Raw genomic sequence first — 20,766 nt, 5'->3', positions numbered from 1 at the left:
GGGACCGGACGCAAGACGCGCTGAAACGGCTTGCGCGTTGGCTACCGACATTTTCTGCATTCGCAAGAAAGGACGCAGGCGCTTCGAAATGAATTCCGCATTTTCCATTGACTCATCGCCCGGCTTTATCTCGGTCACCAATCCCTTCGATGGCGTCGAAGTCGGCACGGTCGTGAACATTCCGCCGGAAGGTGCGCAAGTGCTGATGCAGACCGCGAAGGAGGGCGCGCGCGTTTGCCGTAACCTGTCCCGCTACGAACGCTCTCGCATGCTCGAAACCTGCGCATCGCTCGTGGAACGTGATGGGGACGCATTTGCCAGTCTCATCGTCGCGGAAGCGGGCAAGACGATCAAGCAGGCTCGGAAAGAAGTGCTGCGGTGTGTGAACACGCTCAAGCTATCCGCCGATGAGGCACGTCGAAACGCAGGTGAGGTCGTGCCGTTCGACGCGTATGGTGGATCGGAAAACCGCCAGGGATGGTTCACCCGGGAACCGCTCGGCATTATCGTTGCGATCACGCCGTACAACGATCCACTCAACCTGGTTGCGCATAAGCTAGGGCCGGCGATTGCGGGCGGCAATGCCGTCGTTCTCAAGCCGTCCGAACTCACGCCGCTATCGGCGATCAAGCTCGTCGGATATCTGGTGGCGGCCGGCATGCCACAGAACGTCGTGTCGGTCGCGACGGGTGGCGCAGCGCTCGGCGAAGCACTCGTCTCATCCCGGGACGTCAGAATGGTTTCGTTTACCGGTGGATTCGCAACCGGAGAGAGAATAGCCAGTTCCGCAGGCCTCAAAAAGCTTGCGATGGATCTGGGCGGTAATGCACCCGTCATCGTTCTGAACGACTGCGACCTCGAGGATGCTGCTGCGTCGTGCGTGTCAGGAGCGTTCTGGGCCGCAGGCCAGAACTGTATTGGCACGCAACGCATTCTGGTTCAGTCGTCCATCTATGACGCGTTCAGGACGCGTTTCGTTGCCGGCACCAAAGTGCTTAAGACGGGCAATCCCGCGTTGCCTGACACGGACGTTGGGCCGATGATCACGGCTCAGTCAGCGGCGCGCACGAGACGCGTGGTGGATGCCGCGATCAGTCAGGGAGCCACACTGCTGTGCGGCAATACTCAGGACGGTTCGCTTTACGCGCCAACGGTACTTGAGGACGTCAGCTTCGAATGCGACCTGTGGAAGCAGGAGATATTCAGCCCGGTTGTCGTTCTTCAGCGGATTGAGACACTGGATGAGGCACTCTCGCTCGCCAACAGCTCTGAATACAGTCTGCATGCCGGCATCTTCACCAATGATCTGCATGCCGCGCTCAAGGCGGCCGGCAGGTTGGAGGCGAGCGGCGTCATGATCAACGACTCGTCGGACTACCGATTCGACGCCATGCCGTTCGGGGGATTCAAGTACGGAAGCCTCGGCCGCGAAGGTGTCAGATTTGCGTACGAGGAAATGACCCAACCGAAGGTCGTGTGCATCAGGAAGGCGGTATATGGCAACCATGAACAGTCAGCAACGGCCTGATAAGGTCGAACCGGCAAGCCTTTCCCACGTTTGGCGTGTGCCAGTTGCGCTTCCAGTACATCGATACCCATACCGAGTCGAACACTTCGGACTTACTGCGGGAAACAAAAAACCCCGTAAGACGTTGATCTTACGGGGTTTCTCGGACTACTTCGGCTTACGCCGGAACAACTGTTGGTGCCCAGGAGAGGACTCGAACCTCCACGGTGTTGCCACCGCTAGGACCTGAACCTAGTGCGTCTACCAATTCCGCCACCTGGGCACGTCTTCAAGCTAGACCACTATTTTAGCGGGATGATGCAGTGTGTCAATCCCTGCGGGCAAACAAACTATCGCTTCATCAACCGCTTGGTTGTGTCGTGCAGCAAAGCAAAACTTCCTGCTAAATCACAGCGAATCAACCGTTTTGCTAACCCATGATCCGATCGAAAAAACCAGAACCGGATCAGATGGCTTCACACAAAAAGTAAAGCCGCCCGAAGGCGGCTTTACTTTTGAATCTGGTGCCCAAGAGAGGACTCGAACCTCCACAGTGTTGCCACCGCTAGGACCTGAACCTAGTGCGTCTACCAATTTCGCCACCTGGGCAGGTGATGAACAGCGAAGAACGCCATTATAGCGACAGATTCAGGGCTGTCAAGCGTTTCTCAAAAGTCGCTTAACCAACCCGGCGGCGAGGCTGCGCGCGGCTCACAGCGCGTATTGACGGGCCGCGTGGCGCGCAAGACGGGTGTTAGAATGCCTCGCAGTAGTTCGTTGGCACGGTGCACACGCCCGTCGGACTCAGACTTGAACGAGCCGGACCCGAGCAGTCATTCCAGTGCAATCGCAAGTGCAACTTAAGCGCAACCCAATCGCTTCTTAAGCCGAGCCACATCGCCGACCGACGTCCATGCAACGAGAAAAAATCATCGACAAGCCCTTGAGCAAATTCCCGTATCCGATCCCAAGCCGCGAAGAAATCCTCGGCGTCCTGCGCACGAGTGAAGCGCCGCTTGCCGCGAACGACATCGCCGAAGCCCTGTCGATCAAACGCCAGGAGCGCGAAGGGTTTTTCAAGCGCTTAGGCGCCATGGAGCGCGACGGCCAGATCCGGCTCGATCAGCGCAATCTCTATCAGCTGACCCATCCGTCGAACTTCGTCGCAGGCCGCGTGCAGGGCCATCGCGACGGCTACGGTTTTCTCATTCGCGACGACGGTCAGGACGATCTGTTCCTGCCCACCGGCGAGATGCAGAAGGTCATGCACAACGATCGCGTGCTCGCGCGCATCGTCGGCTATGACCGTCGTGGCAGGCCGGAAGGGCATGTAGTCGAAGTCACGGACCGCGCCAACAAGCGCGTGATCGGCCGCCTGCTCAACGAGAACGGCGCGCTGATCGTCGCGCCTGAAGACAAGCGCATCGGCCATGACATCCTGATCACGCAGAACACCAAGAAGGCCAAGGTCGGCCAGGTGGTGGTGGTCGAGCTGACTGATTTCCCGAGCCGTCATTCGCAGCCGCTCGGCCGCGTGGTGGAAGTGCTCGGCGATATCGACGACCCCGGCATGGAAATCGAAATCGCGGTGCGCAAGTATGGCGTGCCGCATGAATTCGGCCAGGCCGCGCTCGACGAAGCCGCCAAGCTCCCCGACGAAGTCCGCCCGGTCGACGCGCGTCATCGCATCGATCTGCGCGACGTGCCGCTCGTCACGATCGACGGCGAAGATGCCCGCGACTTCGACGACGCGGTTTATTGCGAGCCGGTACAGGTGGGTCGCGGCGAAGGCTTCCGCCTGATCGTCGCGATCGCGGACGTCTCGCACTACGTGCATCCGAAGAGCGCGATCGACGCCGAAGCGATCGAACGCAGCACCTCGGTGTACTTCCCGCGCCGCGTGATTCCGATGCTGCCGGAGAAGCTGTCGAACGGTCTGTGTTCGCTGAATCCGCACCTCGACCGTTGCGTGCTGGTGTGCGACATGATCGTCACCGCGCGCGGCGAAGTGAAGGCCTATCAGTTCTATCCGGGCGTGATGCATTCGGTCGCGCGGCTGACCTATACGGAAGTCGCGGCGGTGCTGAAGAACACCAAGGGTCCTGAAGCCACGCGCCGCGCTGCCTTGCTGCCGCAACTGCAGAATCTGTACGGCGTCTACAAGTCGCTGTTCGCCGCCCGCCAGAAGCGCGGCGCGATCGACTTCGATACGACGGAGACGTACATCGTCTGCAATGCGCAGGGCAAGATCGAGCAGATCGTGCCGCGCACCCGCAACGACGCACACAAGCTGATCGAGGAATGCATGCTGGCCGCGAACGTCTGCGCGGCCGACTTCCTCAAGCGCAACAAGCATCCTGGGCTGTACCGCGTGCATGCCGGGCCGACTGCCGAGAAGCTCGAGAATCTGCGCACCTTCCTGCGCGGCATGGGCCTTTCGCTCGGCGGCGGCGACACGCCGCACGCGAGCGATTACGCCGCACTGATGGCGCAGATCCGCGAACGGCCCGACGCGCAAATGATGCAGACCATGCTGCTGCGTTCGATGCAGCAAGCTGTCTACAGCCCGGAGAACATTGGCCACTTCGGCCTCGCGTATGAGGCCTATGCGCACTTCACGAGCCCGATTCGCCGCTATCCCGACTTGCTCACGCACCGCGCGATCTACGCGATCCTGCAAGGCCGCAAGTATCAGCCGGAAGCGCCGCACGGCGTCGAGTTGAATACGGCGCTCTCGCCGCGCGCCCGCGCGATGCAGCAAGCCGATGACGAAAAGCGCGGCCGCCAGCGCTCGAACAACGTGGCGATCTGGGAAGAACTCGGTCTGCATTGCTCGGCCAACGAACGCCGCGCGGACGAAGCCTCGCGCGACGTGGAAGCGTGGCTCAAGTGCTACTTCATGCGCGACAAGCTCGGCGAAGAGTACGGCGGCATGGTGAGCGGCGTGACGTCGTTCGGCATTTTCGTGCAGCTCGATTCGCTCTTTATCGAAGGCCTCGTGCACGTCACGGAACTGGGTTCGGACTACTTCCAGTACGACGAGATCAAGAACGAATTGCGTGGCGAACGCACCGGCATTCGCTACCGCTTGTCGGACCGCGTGCGGGTGCAGGTGAGCCGCGTCGATCTCGATGCGCGCAAGATTGACTTCCGGCTGGTGCGCGATACGCCGATCAAGTCGCCGGTGAATCGTCCGGCTCTCGCCGACAAGGCATCCGGCGACAACGGCGGCGCACGCGTGCGTTCGTTGCCGCCGGTGGAAGGCGGAGCCGGTGGCGCGGCAGGCGCGGGCGGCCGGCGCAAGAAAGCTGCGACGGCGCAAACCGCGGCCATCAATGAAGCGCGAGAGGCGCGTGGCGCGGCGAAGAAGCACGGCGCTCCGGTCAAATCGACACCGAAACCGCAGGCCCGCAAGAAGCGCTGAAGTCGCGTTAGTGTTTAAACCGCGCGCAATGGGTACGTCGGCACGTACCGGTTGCGCGCGGTCTGCGTTTCATCGCAATCAAGTACTGAAGCGGTACCCGGTACTCAAGTTGGTATTCATCACAGCAGCGCGCGTTGAAGGCGCGCTCAATCAAAGGTTTTTCAGTCATGTCACGTCTCAAGGTTCTATACGGTTTCCATGCAGTGACCGCGCGTATGCGTCACGATGCGTCGACGGTCGAAGAGGTCTATTACGACGCAACGCGCAAAGACCGTCGCATGACCGAATTCCTGCATGCGGCGAAGGAAGCCGGCGTGCGTCTGATCGCCGCCGACGAAACGCGTCTGTGGGGTCTCGCGCATACCGAGCGGCACCAGGGCGTGGTCGCGCGTGCGAGCGACATGCCGCTCGCGCAGAACCTGGCCGAACTGCTCGACGGTATCAACGGTTCGCCGTTGATTCTGGTGCTGGACGGCGTGACCGATCCGCACAATCTCGGCGCCTGCCTGCGCGTGGCCGATGCGGCCGGCGCACACGCGGTGATCGTGCCGCGCGATCGCGCGGTGGGCTTGAATGCGACGGCCGCGAAAGTGGCGAGCGGCGCAGCCGACACTGTGCCGTACATCACCGTCACGAATCTGGCGCGTGCGCTGCGTGAGTTGAAGGACGCCGGCGTGTGGGTAGTCGGCACGGCCGGCGAGGCTACCAAGAGCCTGTACGACACGGAACTCGACGGTCCGGTTGCCCTGGTGATGGGCGCCGAAGGCGAGGGCATGCGGCGCCTCACGCGCGATACCTGCGACGTGGTCATGCAGATTCCGATGGCGGGCACGGTCGAGAGCCTGAATGTGTCCGTGGCAAGCGGCGTGTGTCTGTTCGAAGCGGTGCGTCAGCGGTCGGTGAAGAAGTAAGCCGCTGAATCGCGCAACGCCGGTCTACGCGCCGATTTCAATCGCATGCGGCAGGACCGGCTCGCGCGTCGCCGGGAACAGTGTTCGGGCGCACGCGGCGGCCATTTTCCTCGTCGCTGTGCCTGGCAAATCCGGCGCTCCCTCGCCACTCCGGTAAACTTGCCGTTTTTACTGCTCGCCTGCATTCCCCATGACCCAAGACGAACTCAAACAACTGGTCGGCCAGGCCGCCGCCGACTACGTGAACGCCAACGTGCCGGAAGGCTCGGTGATCGGCGTCGGCACGGGCTCCACCGCGAACTGTTTCATCGACGCGCTGGCCGCCAACAAGACGCGTTATCGCGGCGCGGTGTCGAGTTCGCTCGCCACGACCGCGCGTCTGCAAGCGCACGGTTTCAAAGTGCTCGACCTGAACGAAATCGATTCGCTGCCGGTGTACGTCGACGGCGCCGATGAGATCGACCACGGCGGCGCGATGATCAAGGGCGGCGGCGGTGCGCTGACGCGCGAGAAAATCGTTGCGTCCGTATCGGACGTGTTCGTCTGCATCGCCGATGCAAGCAAGCTGGTCGACACGCTCGGCAACTTCCCCCTGCCGATCGAAGTCGTGCCGATGGCGCGCACGGCGATCGGCCGCCGCGTCACGGCGCTCGGCGGCGTGCCGGTGGTGCGCGTGACAAAGGAAGGCGTGCCGTTCATTACCGATAACGGCAACGAGATCATCGACGTCAAGGGTCTGCGTATCAGCGACCCGCGCACGCTGGAAATGCACATCAATGCATGGCCGGGCGTGGTGACGGTAGGTTTGTTCGCCGGCCGCGGCGCGAATCTGTGCCTGCTCGGCACGGATACCGGCGTCGAGACGATCGAGTACAGCAAGGGCTGATCACAGCTTTTGCAGTGGCGCGCGAGCCTGCTTCAGCGGGCTCGCTCTCCTGCATTGACCCGCATGGACCTGCACGCACCGGCGGCCGCCGCTCGCTCCAACAGAAACCCACGTCGCTCCGCACTCACCTGCATCAACCAGCATTAGCGCGCGGCTTGCCCGATGGCCTGCCTCATCCGTTGCAAATACTGAGCCACTGAAAACTCGGTTTGCGCATCGGTAAGCGCCTGGTCCGCGAGGCGCTGCGCAAGCGCCGGGTCGGCGCGCAATGCGCCAATCGCATCAGCCAGCGCGGCGACGTCGCCTGGTTTCACCAGCCAGCCGTTGTGCCGATGCCGCACGATCTCGGTTACGCCCCCCGCGGCCGTGGCAATCACCGGGCGTGCCGCCGCCATCCCTTCCACGATCACTCGCCCGAACGGCTCCGGCTCGGTCGACGTGTGCAGGATCACATCCATCGCTTTCATCCACGCGGGGACGTCGTCCTGAAAGCCCGCGAAGTGCACGCGATCCGCTATGCCCAACGTTTCGGCCTGCTCGTGCAGGCGCTGCGCGTAGGCGTCCTCGCCAAATAACGGCGAACCGACCAATACGAGGTGCACGTCGGGCAACCGCGCCAGCGCTTCGAGCGCAATGTGCTGACCTTTCCAGGGCGCAAGGCGGCCGAACAAACCTGCGAGCCACGCCTCCTGCGGCAAGCCCAGGCACCGCCGTAGCGCAGCCATGTCGGTGCCGTCGATGCGCCTGAACGCGCCTGCGTCGATGCCGTTGTAGATGACGGGCACCGAGTCGGGCGCGATGCCGGTCAGCGCCGTCAGCGAGCGAGCCGACGCTTGAGAATTCGCCACCACGTGATCGACCGCGAAGCGCACCAGCCACTTGATGACGCTCAACTGCACACGCCCGAAATGCTCGCGCGTAAGGATGTCGTGCTGATACCAGATCACCGGCTTGCGATGCAGCGGCTTGCCGAGCGCGCCAAGTACCAGCGCCTTTTGCGTATTGAGAAACAGCACGTCGAACGCGCGCGCGCGTGCCGCGATCGCGCGGACCTGACGCAGGATGCCGGGTACGGCGCGCAGACAGTTCAAACCGGAAGCTTGCCGCACGATGCCCGACACGCGAGCGTCGTTCAGCACCTGCACGCGTGCGCCGAGCGCTTCGAGGCGGGCGCGAAATGGGCCGTCGGAAAGCAGCACGACCTCGCTGCGCGCAGCGCAGCTTCCCGCCAGTGGCAGGAGGGCGAATTCGGCGCCGCCGAGCTGGCCGCTCTGATCGACGAAGAGCACGCTCGGCATCGCGGACGGGAGCGTTGCCGCCGGTGCGGGCGCCGTGGGTGGGTCGATCAGGGCCGGTTGAACCAGCGGCAAGGAGTGGGCGAGTGGAGAGGCGTCGATCGTTGGGCGCATGGAAGGCGAAGTCATTGAACGTGCCGTTCGCAAGAGGCGAATGGAGAGGTTTCATTATTCGCGGACTGTCGCGCGCCGAATGTGGGCACGCGCACGCACACTGAATGATGCGGCACATACACTCGTTGCTAAGGCCATGGGTCGTTTATTTATAGGTGGGGAGATCATGAGAGTGGCGATCGTGCACGACTGGCTCGTCGCACCCGGCGGGGCGGAGAAAGTGCTCGAACAGATCATTGAGTGTTTTCCCGATGCCGATCTTTTCAGCCTTGTCGATTTCCTTGAAGACCGCAGGCCGCTGGGCGGCAAACCTGTCACGACTTCGTTCATCCAACGCCTGCCGTTTGCGCGGCGCCGCTATCGCGCGTATCTGCCGTTGATGCCGCTGGCCGTCGAACAGTTCGATCTGTCGGGTTACGACCTCATCATCACAAGTTCTTACGCGGTTGCCAAGGGCGTGCTGGTCGGCCCCGATCAGACGCACGTGAGCTATGTGCATTCGCCCATGCGCTACGCGTGGGATCTGCAACACCAGTATCTGCGCGAAGCGAATCTGACGCGCGGGCCGAAGTCGTGGCTCGTGCGCGTGCTGCTTCATTATCTGCGGGGCTGGGATTCGCACTCGGCGAACGGCGTCGACCGTCTGATTGCGAATTCCCAGTTCGTCGCACGGCGCATGATGAAAACTTACCGGCGCGATGCGGCGGTGATTCCGCCTCCCGTCGACGTGCACAAATTCGAACTGTGCACACAGAAGGAAGACTTCTATCTGACGGCCTCGCGGATGGTGCCGTACAAACGCATCGACCTGATTGTCGACACCTTCAACGCGACGCCGCACCGCCAGCTGATCGTGATCGGCGACGGACCGGAGATGGCGGCGATTCGCGCCAAGGCCGGTCCGAATGTGACGATTCTCGGCTATCAGCCGTTCAAGGTTCTCAAGGATCATCTGCAACGCGCGCGCGCCTTTGTGTTCGCCGCCGAAGAAGACTTCGGCATCGTCGCGCTCGAAGCGCAGGCGTGCGGCACGCCGGTCATTGCATTCGGCAAGGGCGGGGCGCTCGAAACCGTGGTGCCGGTCGGCGAGGCACGTCCTACCGGCGTGTTTTTCGCACGCCAAACGGTCGTGTCGATGCTCGATGCGATCGACCGCTTCGAACGGCAGTGTGATCAGATCACGCCGGCGGCATGCCGTGCGAACGCCGAACGTTTTTCCGCGGCGGTTTTCCGGCGCGCCTTCATGTCCGAAGTAACGCGCACGATCGCGGCGGCAGGCTGGCGTCTGCGGGTGGCGGCGGCGGAACGGATTGAACCTGATCTGGCCACCCAGGACCTTGCATGGCCCAGCGAACGCGCGCAAGAAAGCAGTTGGGGGCGCTGACGCGGACGAGCTCGTGTGGGGCCGCCGCGCTGGACGGCGTGAATTTGCGAGCAGGTCCTGAAACAGGCGCATCCGTCTCGTTATTCGCATATTGCGAAGTTCGCGATATGCGAATAAAATGACGTTGTCGTACAGAAGAAAACCGTGGATAGCCGTTCGGTCTATGCCGTGCGGCCGGCTATCGGTATCGATCCCAGCCTATTCCTTGCAGGTAGAGCGTGCATGTTCAATGCGCGAGTACATGCGAGGAAATACGATGCGGGTCATTTCGAAGAAAGCGTTGCTGGACTTTATAGAGAGACATCCGGGGGCGCGCAGTGCGCTGTTGACGTGGTACTCACTGGCGCAGGCTTGCCTCGCGTATGGCTATAACGACCTGAAGCAGACGTTCGCGAGCGTGGACTACGTGCCGCCGCAATACACTGTTTTCGATGTGGGCGGCAACCGGTTCAGGATCGTCGCGGCGATTCACTACAACAGGCAGTCGTTATTCGTTCGTCACGTCTTGACGCATGCGGAATACGACCTTTGGACGAGGAAGAATTTAAACTCATGAATGCCGATCGCCTCCCGGGAGCCTTTCCCGACATCGCTCAAACCTGGGCTGCATTGCAAACCCAGTTGCCCATCACACCCATTCGCAACGAGCAGGACTATCAGACGATGGTACGGCTCGCCAACTCGCTCGCCGATCACCTGAACGGCAACGAGGAGGATCCGCTTGCCGATCTGTTCGCGATTGTCACCGACCTGATCGAAAGCTGGGAAGCGAGCAACGTGACGATCCCGAAAGCGGAGCCGCGCGAAGTGTTGCGGCATCTGCTAGAGACGCACGGGCTCAGGCAAAAGGATCTGATGGGTATCGCATCGCCCACCGTGGTGAGCGATATTCTTGCGGGCCGGCGCGCCATCAGCAAAAAGGTGGCAAAGGCGCTGGCCGTGCGTTTTCATACCGACGTCAGCGCGTTTCTGTAAACGCAGCGCGCCGCAGCGCCGGCCTTGCGCCGAGCGTTGCGTTGCAATTTCCCCCCGCATTCTCCACGCCACGCCGGCGGTCTGCATGTCAGCCGCCGGCGTCGGCATTTGCCGCGGCAGCCTTAAGTCCCCCTCTAGCTGCATTCACCGTGCGCCAATGCAAAAGGGCTGCACCTGAATCCGGCGCAGCCCCTTCGCTGTACGACCTTTAACCCGGCTTATCGTGATCCGTGCGTATCGAGCGGATCGCTGGCGGAGTAGGTGTACGCATACGCGTAGTCATACGTGCCGTTCCTGTTGTGCTTCTTGAGCGGCACCGCATTCATCACGCCGCCCACCACCCGGGCGCGCGCACGCCGCAGCTTCTTCAGCGCGTCGGCCACGTGGCCCTCGGTGTGCGCGCCGGCCCGCATCACCAGCACCGTCGAACCGGCAATATGCGCGACCACCGCCGCATCGGCCACCGCCAGCAGCGGCGGCGTGTCGACGATCACCAGATCGAACTCCTGCTCGAAGCGCGCGAGGATTTCGCCGAAGCGCGACGACGTCAGAATCTCGGACGGATTCGGCGGATAAGCGCCCGCCGAGATGAAGTGCAAGCCGTCCACGCCCGTGGCGCGCGCCGCGACGTCCAGATCGACCTGGCCCGTCAGCAGTTCGGTCAAGCCGCCGTGGGGCGAGCGGCCGAGATATTGCGCCAGCCGGCCGCGCCGCAGATCGGCGTCGATCAGCAGCACGCGCTTGCCCGATTCCGCGATCAGCGCGGCCAGGTTCGCGCACAGAAAGCTCTTGCCGTCCGAAGGCGCGGGGCTCGTGATCGCCACGATACGATTGGGCGCGTCGATCAAGCCGAACTGCAGCGTGGCGCGCAGCCCGCGCAAGCCTTCCACGGTCGTATCGTACGGATGGGTTTTCACCAGTAGCGGCCGCGTCGGCGTCTTGCCCGACGCAATGATGGTTTGCGTACCCACCGGCACGCTGCCTTGGCGAGCCGCCGCTGTCGCCGAATCGGTGCGCAGCATCCCCATGACGCCCGATGACTGCGTCGGCACTTCGGTCGGCGTCGACTTGGGCGCGCGCAACGCAGCGGTGCGTGCGGCGCTCAATTGCCGGTCGCTGCGTGCCTGTTCCGGGCTGAAGGCGATCGAACCGAAGATCGGCAAATGGAAGCGCCGTTCAACGAACTCGGGATCGGCCACGCCGGTAAAGAACGTGCGGCGGCAGAACGCGAACAGAATGCCGCCGATCACGCCGAGCAACGTGCCCGCCGAAATGATCAGTGCCGACTTCGGCCGGACCGGTTCAGAGGGCAGCAAGGCCTGGTCGATGATATGCACGTTGCCGATCGTGCCGGCCCGCGAAATCGACAGCTCCTGAGTCTTGTTCAGCAGCGCCACGTAGATTTCCTCGGCGACTTTCGCATCGCGCTGCAAGGAGAGGGCGTTGCGTTCGGAGCTCGGCAGCGTGCTGAAGTGATCTTCGAAGCGGGCTTTTTCGCGCGACATCGCAGCCAGTTGCGCGTCCACCTGTTGCACTTCCGGGCTGTCTTCAGTGAAGCGCTGCAGCAGCTGCGCGCGCTGAATGCGCAGTGTCGCAATCTGTTTTTCGTAGTCCAGACCACCGGCGAGATAGACCCCGGCTTCCTGGGTCGGCTGGAACGAACCGACTTTCGACTGATACTCCGACAGCGCGGTCTCAGTCTTTTTCACTTCTTCGCGCAGGCGCGGCAATTCGCTGTTCAGGAAGCTCAACATACGGCTCGCTTCTTCCTGCGCGCGTTCGGTGCGTTGCGCCAGATACGATGCCGCCACCGCATTCGTGATGGCGGTAATCGCGTGCGGATTGGCGCCCATGTACGAGAGTTGCACGACGCCGGTGTCACGGCCTTTTTCGACCACCTGCAATCCTGACGAAAGGGCGGCGACCGCGTCCAGCTGGTTGAAGCGCGTCACGTAGAATTCGGTGCCGGGACGGGCCACCAGCGTCTTGACGAACAACTTGACGCCGTTGCCGCTTGCTTCCTGTCCGGCCACGCCGCTCAGAATCTGCCGGCCGGACGCGTCCGTCAGTTCATAGTGGCCGGAGCCGAGCGCATGCAGCGTCAGGCGCGCCTCTTCAAGCGATTTCGGCACCGTGATCGACTCGACCTCGAATTGCTCGCCGCCCCACGCATACGAGTCCAGGCCGAAGGCCGTGCCGAGCGGATGGCCGGGTTGCGCGAAGAACGACGAGATCTTGCCGAGCACGGGCACGGTCTTCGCAGCCGTGCTGAAGTTCAGCTTGAATTGCTCGACTACCGGCTCGACGACGGCGCGGCTCTTGATGATTTCGATTTCCGCGTCGGTGCGCATCGGGCCCACCGACGGCACGAGCGAAGGCGTGCTCTGATTCTGCGAGCCGGCAGTGTTGTTCTGCGGATCGACCTGAAGCAGTGCGTCGGCGGAATAGATCGGCGTGGCGACCTTCGTATAGATCACCGCGGCCAGAATCACGCAGCCGGCAATGCCGACCACCCACCCTATCTGATCCATGACGATGCGCAGCAAATCGCGCATCACGGCGTCCTCGTCGCTTCTTGGCGCCGGTCCGTGGTCCAGCATATCGTACGTACTCATAGTGATACTCCGTGGCAGGCGATTTATCTGGACAGTTGCACTGTGTAGAACAAGGACTGCAGGGTCGGCGTGATCTGTTCGAGTGCGCGGTTAAAGCGTGCTGCGCTCGAGACCTGCACGTACACCACATCCTTCGGCTGAAGTTCGAACTTGGTCATCAGCATCAACGCGTCGACCTGGGTCATGTCGAGCTGATAGACGTCGGGCGTGAGGGTTTTGTCGGCCCCGCGCACCACGTAGACGAAGCGCGGGTCGCCGGTTTTGACGTCGAGGCTGCCGGCGCCCGTCAGCGCATCGGCGAGTGTCAGACGGCCGCGGTTCATCGGCAGCGAGGTCGGCTTGTTCACTTCGCCGAGCACGAATACACGGCTGTTCGAACGGTCCGGCACGTCGATGATGTCGCCGTCTTTCAGGAGTACGTTCTGCTGCGGATCGCCGGTTTCGAGCAGCGCGGCGACGTCGACCGTGTAGCGCTTGCCGTCACGCGTCACGCCGACGTTTTGCAGATCCGCATCGGGCAACGCGCCGCCCGCGCGATTGATCGCATCGAGCACGGTGAGCGGCGTATCGGTGATCGCCTCGGAGGCGGGCGTGCGCAGATTGCCCGTCACCTGCACCGACTGGCTGTTGAAGCCCGACACGCGTACGTCGAGTTGCGGATTGCGGATCGTCTTCGCAAGCCCTCTCGTCAACGCCTCCTGGACTTCCTGCGCCGTCATGCCGAGCACTTTGATGCGGCCCACGCGCGGGAAAAAGATCGTGCCGTTGTTGGCGACGCGTACCGTGAGTCCGCCTTCGCCGCTGACCGCCGGCGCCGGCGCGATCGGGGTCGCGCCTTGTGTCTGGGTGGGTCCAGGCGAGGGCGCCGCAGCGTTGCCGCTGGCCGGCAGCGGCGGCACGCCGCCAAGCGTGCCGCCGGTCAGTTCCGGGTGATCCCAGACGATGATGCTCAACTGATCGCTGATGCCGAGCCGGTAGTCGTAAGCGCCGCGCGTCTTCGCCGTCAGGCACGACAGCGGGCAGACGGCCGGTACGGCGGCCGCGCGCTGCTGGCGAAAATAGCCGACGTCGATCGCGTGTACCGGAAACTTCTCAGCGGTCTGTTCCGGCGGAGCCGGCGGCTCCAGCCGTTTGGTGTCCAGATACGGTCCTGGCGCCAACGAACAGGCGCAAAGAGAGGCGGCCGCGAGCCCTGCGGCAATTGTTTTGATAGTCATTTTGGTGGTCCCTTGCGTGAAGCGGTGCGCTGATCGGTCAGCGTGCCGCCTCCTGCCATGCCCCGCGCATTGCGCGTAAACCAACTCTCCATTTGCGAAGCGCGAGTGCCACGCCGCCGCGCTCGAATGCCAACGACAAGGCGCGCAGGAACCCCGGGTCCGCGCGATCGCCGATCAGCGTCGAGTAAGCGACGAACGCCCATCGGCCGGGTGGCGTCAGGTATTCGCACATGATGAGTCGGAGATTGAATGACGCGTTATAGAAAGCCGCGTCGTTGAATGTGAAACGCTGGTCTTCGTCGCCGCGCTGGGCGGGGAAGTGCTCCACCAGCAGCGACGGGTCGTAAATCAGGGTCCAGCCGCGCCGCTGCACGTCCAGACTGAAGGCCATTTCGCAGTGAACCTGCGCGCCGGTGCCGCGCAAGCGGGCGTCGAAGCGCAGCGCGCCGATCGCCTCGCGGCGAAACGCCATGTTGACGCCCTTGAGGACCTGGACTTCACGTGCCGAGCCGTGGCCGACATGGTGATTGCCGATGGTCCGGCCATACCAGCGCACGATGCCCACGCGCGGCTTTTGTCCCTGCAGAATGCCGTTGCGTTCATGCACGATGTCGCGTCCGCCCAGGCCGCCGAGTGTCGGATCATCCTTGAAAGCGCGCGCGATCCGCGCGATCCAGTCGGTATGCGGTGCGGCATCGTCGTCGGTGAAGCAGAGCACGTCGCCGCTGGCGCTTTCGATACCGAGGTTGTACGCCGCCACCACGCCGGGCTTGTGCACCAGCACGATCCAGCGGCGCGGGTCGGGCCGGTTCGCGTCGCGGGTGCGCAGCCAGTCGAGCGTCGCGTAATCGTCATGGCGTGCGATCACGATGACTTCGTCGGCGCGGCGCTCCTGCGCATCGAGTGCCGCGAGGCAGCGCGCCAGATCGGCGGTGCGCCGGTAGGTCGGCACGATCACGGAGACTTTCACAAACGGTTCCCGGAGTGGCATGGTCAGAATGCGTTGCGGCCGACAAAGCCCTTGAAAATCGTGATGAACACGATCTTCATGTCGAACCAGAAGGACCAGTTGTGGATGTAAAAGAGATCGAACTTGACGCGCGTCTCCATCTTTTCGACCTTGGTGGTCGCGCCGCGATAGCCGTTCACCTGCGCCCAGCCGGTGATGCCCGGCTTGATCCGGTAGCGGTTCATGTAGCCGTACACCTGATCCTTGTAGAGATCGTCGTGTTCGACCGCATGCGGACGAGGACCGACCACCGACATCTGGCCGAGCAGCACGTTCAGGAATTGCGGCAACTCGTCGAGACTGGTGCGGCGCATGAAGCCGCCGAGTTTCGTGATGCGCGTATCGTTGCGCGCGGCCTGCGTGACCTGGCCATGCGCTTCGTGATGCACGGTCATCGAACGGAACTTGTAGATCGCGAACGGCTGGCCGTCGACACCCTTGCGGGTTTGACGGAAGAACACCGGCCCGGGCGAGCTCAGCTTGATGCCGATCGCGAGCACGATGAACACGGGCGTGAGCGCCAGCAGCGCGGCCGCCGCGAACAGGCGGTCGAAGATCAGCTTGGGCCACATCTGCGGTGACGAGAAGGGCGTGGCGCTCAGATTGAGCGTCGGTAAACCGACGACATCGACCAGCGCGTGATTGAAAAGCGAGAGGCTGCGTACATCGGGAATGAACCGCAGATTGACGAAGTCGTGTCTGAACATGCGCGTGAAGCGGTAGATCATATGTTCTTCGGAAAGCGGCAACGCGAGCCACACTTCGTTCACGTGTTCTTCGCGCACCTTGGCGGCGAACGCATTCAGATCGGTGAGCACCGGCAGACGGTTACGACGCGCGCCGAGCGTGCCCGCCGCTTCGATGCTGGTGTCGAATATGCAGACTGGCTTGAAGCCGGCTTGTGGTGCATGTTCGAGATGCGCGAGCAAAGTGCGCGAGAAGCCGGGCGCACCGACGATCGCGACCGTGCGGAAGTTCATGCCGCGCCGGCGCACGCTGCGCAAGGCCACATGCACGAGGCACTTGGTGACGATGATCAGCGCGCCGGAAATCAGCGTCGAGTAGCCGAACCACAGGCGCGAAACCGCATCCATGCGATGCAAGGTGAACGCCAGCACAAGGGCGGTGGCGACCACGACCAGCCATGCCGCGGCGACTCTTGCCAGCATGGAAGGGAGTGACTTGCCGCGCCACGTTTCATAGACGCCGAAGCCGGGAAACAGCAGCAGCACGAGCACGCAGTTAAAAGCGATCAAGAGACGCTCGGTGTCCGACAACGCAATCGGCGTCGAAAAACGCATCCCGTGAGCGAGCATCCCGCCCGCAATCACAAAGAATGCGTCGAGACATCGCGCAGTATTCCTGAACATGATGATCTACCCCGTAATCGACACGATGCAGCGCCTGGCTGGCTGCTTACTCGACGGTTTCAGCTTGACGCAGGCGCGGCAGAAGGCGGTCGAATTCTCGCTTGACGAGGCCGTAGCATTCGCAGGCGCGGGCTTCGAGGCCTTTACGGTCGAGGATCTTGATGTGGCCGCGGCTGTGGTGAATCAGGCCTTCGTCGTGCAGCTTGCCGGCGGCTTCGGTGATGCCTTCGCGGCGCACGCCAAGCATGTCGGCGATCAGTTGCTGGGTGACCGTGAGATCGTTCGTTGCGACGCGGTCTACTTCGATCAGCAGCCACCGGCACAGTTGTTTGTTCAGCGCGTGGTGGCGATTGCAGGCAGCGGTTTGCGCGACTTGCGTAAGCAGCGCGTGCATGTACAGCAGCATCAGGCGGCGCAGGAAGTCCGAGCGGGCGAATTGCTGCTTGAGCGCCTGTGCGCTCATCCGGTAGGCGAAGCCGGCGCATTGCACCTGCACGCGGTTCGGCATGGTTTCGCCGCCGGTGAGCACCGGCACGCCGGTCATCCCTTCGCGTCCGACCGCGGCGATTTCGACCGAGCTGCCGTCTTCCATCGTCGAGAGCATCGAGATGATCGCGGTGGTCGGGAAGTAGACGTGATGAATGCGTTGACCTGAATCGCACAGCAGCTGCTCGGTGCGCAGATGAACCAGTTCGAGATGAGGGGCAAGCGCTTGCCATTCATGGGAGGGCAATGCGCCCAGCAAATGATTGCCGTGCAGGTCTGATTGAAGTGTCAACATGATCGGTCCTCGCGTGAAGCCCCGCTCTGCGTGGCTTCCTGTTTTTGATCCCATGCCTGCATCCTTTAATTGACGACGTGCTGCCTGGCGAGCAGCGAAGGATGAACAGGAACGGCCCCGTATTGGCCTGATGCGTCACCGCCGTTCTTCTAGCTTCTTACGGCGACGCGATGTTGCGTTCTCTCTATAGCGAGGAGCGTGCCAACCATGGGGAAAGCGAGTGCTGGTGGGGCATAACGCACAAAGCCTTAACGGCGCGCGAAGTCAAACGCGGCTTTTTGTTTCAAATCTGTACCACGCCTCGCCAGTGCGCCGGCCCTTTGAAAGGCATTTTTATTTGAGCCAAGTCGTTGATCAGATTGGATTAGCGGCTGCTGAGCACCGCTTTGCGGCAGACGTCTCAGAGATGAAATAGCCGGTGTACCTGCGTTGTCGGGATGCGTCCGCGATGTGCCGGAATTGATTCAGATGTGTTCCATGCGTTGCGTGCGTTGGCGTACGGATCGCCTTTTTTAAGAATAAAGCGTCGCTCAAAAACCGACAGTGATTCTGCAGACCAGACAGATGGATTCGCGCAGCGCGAGGTTTTACGCGCCTTGCGAAGGGGTGGTCGGGTTCAGGAAGACATTCAGCCGTAGAACGTCGCGGCTTTCGCATTGATCGCGCGCACTTCGCCGGCGGGTGCCCCGTATGTTGCGTCTGCTTTAAACAATGGGTTGGATGCATCCACAACGAGTTGTCCGACGGGGATGAGCGGCACGGTACAGGGGCGGTTCGGCGGCAGATGGAACCAGTCGTGCGCGGCGCGGTAATGCGCGTCAACGATATGAACGAAGCGCGCGAAGCGCTTCGCTTCGATGACGAGCTGCCAGCCGTCGGCGGTGCGCTCGGCGGTGACCGTCAGGCCAAGGTCGTGACGCTCGGCCATGCGCGGCTCCGGCAGATGAAACGCTTCAGACACGATCCGGCCGCTCGCCGGATCGCGCAGCGTCGCAATCGTGACGTCGTGGGCGCGCGGCCCGAAGCGGTACGCGTGCGTGAAATCGAAGAACTGGCCGAGGCACTCGGCCGCGCCGACACGCTGTGTGCTGTGCGGCGCCAGTTCGACCGCGCGGCTCGCCGACGCGACCTTGACGCTGCCGTCGCGCAGGCAGACCAGGTCGAGTTGCGCGTGCACCGGCTGGGCACGCTCGTTCAGCAGATGAATATCGAGGCCGTTGAGACCTTCGTCGGTCATGACCAGCTGAATGGGTTGCAGCGTCCTGGCGAGCCCGTGCAGGGCGCTTTTAGGCCGTCCTGTGGCGTCGATCAAGCCCCAGCCCGCGCCGGGGCGCAGATCCTGCAGCTGCCAGATCAGCGCGCCGCCACACGTCGAGCCGGCGCGCCGCCACTCGGCGAACACCTCGCTCATCAATTCGGCGACGACCGCTCGCGACAGGTCCAGATAACGCTCAGGGTCTTCGTACCGCAGCCGTGCCGGCTCCACGCCGTAGAGCGTCTGAAGATAATGGTCGCGCACGTCGTCGAAATCCCAGCCTGCGCCGGGGTCGCGCGGCACCGCCGCTTTCCAGCGCGGATCGTGCAGGTGGGTCGTGCCGAGCGCGTCGCGCAAGGTGGCGTCGTCGGGCACGTTGGCGAACGCGAGGCATTCGGCGGCGAAACGCACCTGCGAGCGGCGCACGTCGTCGAGCGGCCGCTGATAGGCCCCCACGCCATAGTAATGAGTGATGCCCTCATTAGTCGAAAACGGCCACGCGCCACCGGAGGGTGAGTTGCTCACGTACGGTACATCTGACCGCTCGCGCGCGGCGACGGCCGGTAACCGTTCGGTAAATAATGGTTGCGCGCGCATCGAAGCCGGCAGGCCGAACATGGCTGCCTGCTGGTCGACTTCACTGCCGCCGCACAGCACGGCGAGTGATGCGAAGCGCCGCGTGCGGGTCAGGAATTGCGTCGCTTCGCGCTCGATGGAGGCGCTGAAACCAGCATCGGTCGGGTAGTCGAAATTCGCCAGCGCGAAGTCTTGCCAGATGAGGATGCCGTACTCGTCAGCGAGTGCGTAGAAGGCGTCGGACTCGTACACCATCGTGCCGCCGACCCGCAGCATGTTCATGCCGGCATCGCGAGCCAGCGCGAAGGCGTGGCGCAGTTGCGCCCCGGTGCCGGTCAGCGTGACGAGATCCGCGCTGGTCCAGCAGGCGCCGCGGCAGAACACGGGCGTGCCATTGACGCGCAATGCGAAGCCTGCGCCGTCTGCGCCGCGATCTATTTCGATACGGCGAAAGCCGACCGACCCTAATGAATGGGAGATCGCGCGCCCGTCATCAAGCTGCAACGTCAGAGGATATAAAGTGGGCTCGCCGTGCGTGTGCGGCCACCAGCGCTCGGCGTGCGGCACGCGCACGCTGCCCGTCAGCGTATAGGCGTCGCGCCATTGCAAAGACGAAACGAAGCCTCCGCAATTCAAGGAGGCGCCGCACGTGTCGACGTCATGCGGATGAACGAAACGTAGCGTGAGCGAAACAACGCCGTCGTTTTCCTCGAGACGATTTGTCAGATCGATTGTGTCGAATGCGTGAGGCGCGTCGCTTAACAGCTCTACCGGCCGCCACGGGCCGACCGCTTGCACCGGGGGACACCATCCGGGCATATGGCCGAGCAGGGTCGTGCGCACGTTGCGCAAGGTGGACGGCGTGACGAGTCGCGGGCGCCAGCGCGCACGTGAGCGTTTTGCCGCCAATGCCGGCGTCAGGGAGCGAAAGCACAGCGCGAGCATGGCGCCGCCGCGCAGTTCGATGTCGAGATCGTGCGCGATGAACATCGAATCGGAGTCGAGGCGCTTGATGCCGTCGAGCCAGACTTCCGCGAGCGTGGCGAGGCCGTGCAGGCGCAAGCGGCGTTTGCCGGTGCCTGTCAGCGTGAGCCTGTACCAGTGATCGTCGAAGGCGAGCGGCGCTGGATTCGCGGCGTCCAGCAGGCCCGCGGCACGGCGCGCGCTCGCCACCGTGCCGGGCACCGGCGCGGCGAGCCAGCCCTGGGCGGGCAAGTCGGCGGGCGACGCGCACGCACCCGCCGACGTGCTGACGCACTGCCAGCCCGCGTCGAGTTGCTGCGGCCAGAGGTCCTGCGGCATGGCCTCGGGAGCGGCAACTGCGTTGACGGTGCCGGCCGTTTCAGTGGCCTCGGCAGCTTTGGCGAAAGCGGCCGGACGTGGGCCGCCTTCCTCCGGTACCGCATCAATCGTCAGCGTATCCACGGCGAATCCCGCAAGCTGGGTG

General features: G+C 63.1%; 14 protein-coding genes and 2 tRNA genes. 7 read left to right on the top strand and 9 right to left on the bottom strand.

Annotated features, from left to right (window positions below; translation table 11 throughout):
* The first annotated feature begins 88 nt into the window (after positions 1-88).
* Positions 89-1,528 (top strand): aldehyde dehydrogenase family protein, encoded by a 1,440-nt coding sequence (locus ACAX43_RS20925; protein ID WP_370710309.1) that lies wholly within the window; start codon positions 89-91, stop codon positions 1,526-1,528.
* Between the two features lie 175 nt (positions 1,529-1,703).
* On the opposite strand, the gene ACAX43_RS20920 is transcribed toward ACAX43_RS20925, so the two are convergent.
* Together ACAX43_RS20920 and ACAX43_RS20915 are read right to left on the bottom strand one after the other, a co-directional pair.
* Positions 1,704-1,790: transfer RNA gene (locus ACAX43_RS20920), tRNA-Leu, on the bottom strand.
* Between the two features lie 239 nt (positions 1,791-2,029).
* Positions 2,030-2,116 (bottom strand) — tRNA-Leu (locus tag ACAX43_RS20915).
* A 304-nt stretch (positions 2,117-2,420) separates the two neighbouring features.
* On the opposite strand from ACAX43_RS20915, the gene rnr reads away from it, so the two are divergent.
* The 3 genes from rnr to rpiA all read left to right on the top strand — a co-directional run bounded on the left by rnr (position 2,421) and on the right by rpiA (position 6,728).
* Positions 2,421-4,931: a ribonuclease R gene (gene rnr / locus ACAX43_RS20910; protein WP_370710308.1), complete on the top strand. Its 2,511-nt coding sequence runs from the start codon at positions 2,421-2,423 to the stop codon at positions 4,929-4,931.
* Positions 4,932-5,098: 167 nt separating this feature from the next.
* Positions 5,099-5,842 (top strand): 23S rRNA (guanosine(2251)-2'-O)-methyltransferase RlmB, encoded by a 744-nt coding sequence (gene rlmB / locus ACAX43_RS20905; RefSeq protein ID WP_370710307.1) that lies wholly within the window; start codon positions 5,099-5,101, stop codon positions 5,840-5,842.
* A gap of 190 nt (positions 5,843-6,032) precedes the next feature.
* Complete coding sequence (gene rpiA, locus ACAX43_RS20900; RefSeq protein WP_370710306.1) at positions 6,033-6,728, top strand: ribose-5-phosphate isomerase RpiA; 696 nt, start codon at positions 6,033-6,035, stop codon at positions 6,726-6,728.
* A gap of 143 nt (positions 6,729-6,871) precedes the next feature.
* Here rpiA and ACAX43_RS20895 read toward each other — a convergent pair whose 3' ends face one another.
* Positions 6,872-8,152 carry a glycosyltransferase family 4 protein gene (locus ACAX43_RS20895; protein ID WP_370710305.1) on the bottom strand — a complete coding sequence of 427 codons (1,281 nt, stop codon included), beginning with the start codon at positions 8,150-8,152 and terminating at the stop codon, positions 6,872-6,874.
* A 151-nt stretch (positions 8,153-8,303) separates the two neighbouring features.
* Here ACAX43_RS20895 and ACAX43_RS20890 point away from each other — a divergent pair, with 151 nt between their 5' ends.
* The 3 genes from ACAX43_RS20890 to ACAX43_RS20880 all read left to right on the top strand — a co-directional run bounded on the left by ACAX43_RS20890 (position 8,304) and on the right by ACAX43_RS20880 (position 10,496).
* Positions 8,304-9,521: a glycosyltransferase family 4 protein gene (locus tag ACAX43_RS20890; RefSeq protein ID WP_370710304.1), complete on the top strand. Its 1,218-nt coding sequence runs from the start codon at positions 8,304-8,306 to the stop codon at positions 9,519-9,521.
* Between the two features lie 256 nt (positions 9,522-9,777).
* The gene (locus ACAX43_RS20885; RefSeq protein ID WP_370710303.1) at positions 9,778-10,077 is read left to right on the top strand and encodes a type II toxin-antitoxin system HigB family toxin; all 300 of its coding nucleotides are present in this window, start codon (positions 9,778-9,780) and stop codon (positions 10,075-10,077) included.
* Positions 10,074-10,496 (top strand): type II toxin-antitoxin system HigA family antitoxin, encoded by a 423-nt coding sequence (locus ACAX43_RS20880; RefSeq protein WP_370710302.1) that lies wholly within the window; start codon positions 10,074-10,076, stop codon positions 10,494-10,496. The genes ACAX43_RS20885 and ACAX43_RS20880 overlap by 4 nt, the downstream gene beginning before the upstream one ends.
* Before the next feature lie 218 nt (positions 10,497-10,714).
* Here the strand turns inward: ACAX43_RS20880 and ACAX43_RS20875 are convergent, their stop codons facing one another.
* The 6 genes from ACAX43_RS20875 to ACAX43_RS20850 all read right to left on the bottom strand — a co-directional run bounded on the left by ACAX43_RS20875 (position 10,715) and on the right by ACAX43_RS20850 (position 20,744).
* Positions 10,715-13,111 (bottom strand): polysaccharide biosynthesis tyrosine autokinase, encoded by a 2,397-nt coding sequence (locus ACAX43_RS20875; RefSeq protein WP_370710301.1) that lies wholly within the window; start codon positions 13,109-13,111, stop codon positions 10,715-10,717.
* Positions 13,112-13,134: 23 nt separating this feature from the next.
* Positions 13,135-14,328 (bottom strand): polysaccharide biosynthesis/export family protein, encoded by a 1,194-nt coding sequence (locus tag ACAX43_RS20870; protein WP_370710300.1) that lies wholly within the window; start codon positions 14,326-14,328, stop codon positions 13,135-13,137.
* Positions 14,329-14,365: 37 nt separating this feature from the next.
* Positions 14,366-15,319 (bottom strand): glycosyltransferase family 2 protein, encoded by a 954-nt coding sequence (locus ACAX43_RS20865; protein WP_370710299.1) that lies wholly within the window; start codon positions 15,317-15,319, stop codon positions 14,366-14,368.
* Between the two features lie 2 nt (positions 15,320-15,321).
* Entirely contained in the window at positions 15,322-16,707 is a 1,386-nt protein-coding gene (locus ACAX43_RS20860) for an undecaprenyl-phosphate glucose phosphotransferase (protein ID WP_370710298.1), read from the bottom strand.
* A 46-nt stretch (positions 16,708-16,753) separates the two neighbouring features.
* Complete coding sequence (locus tag ACAX43_RS20855; RefSeq protein ID WP_370710297.1) at positions 16,754-17,488, bottom strand: Crp/Fnr family transcriptional regulator; 735 nt, start codon at positions 17,486-17,488, stop codon at positions 16,754-16,756.
* Between the two features lie 628 nt (positions 17,489-18,116).
* Entirely contained in the window at positions 18,117-20,744 is a 2,628-nt protein-coding gene (locus tag ACAX43_RS20850; RefSeq protein WP_370710296.1) for a glycoside hydrolase family 2 protein, read from the bottom strand.
* Between the last annotated feature and the right edge of the window lie 22 nt (positions 20,745-20,766).

Source organism: Paraburkholderia sp. IW21 (assembly GCF_041321145.1).
In the GTDB taxonomy this organism is placed as follows: Bacteria; Pseudomonadota; Gammaproteobacteria; order Burkholderiales; family Burkholderiaceae; genus Paraburkholderia.
The sequence above is the reverse complement of the archived record's forward strand: the minus strand, read 5'-3'. Positions and strand labels throughout refer to the sequence as shown.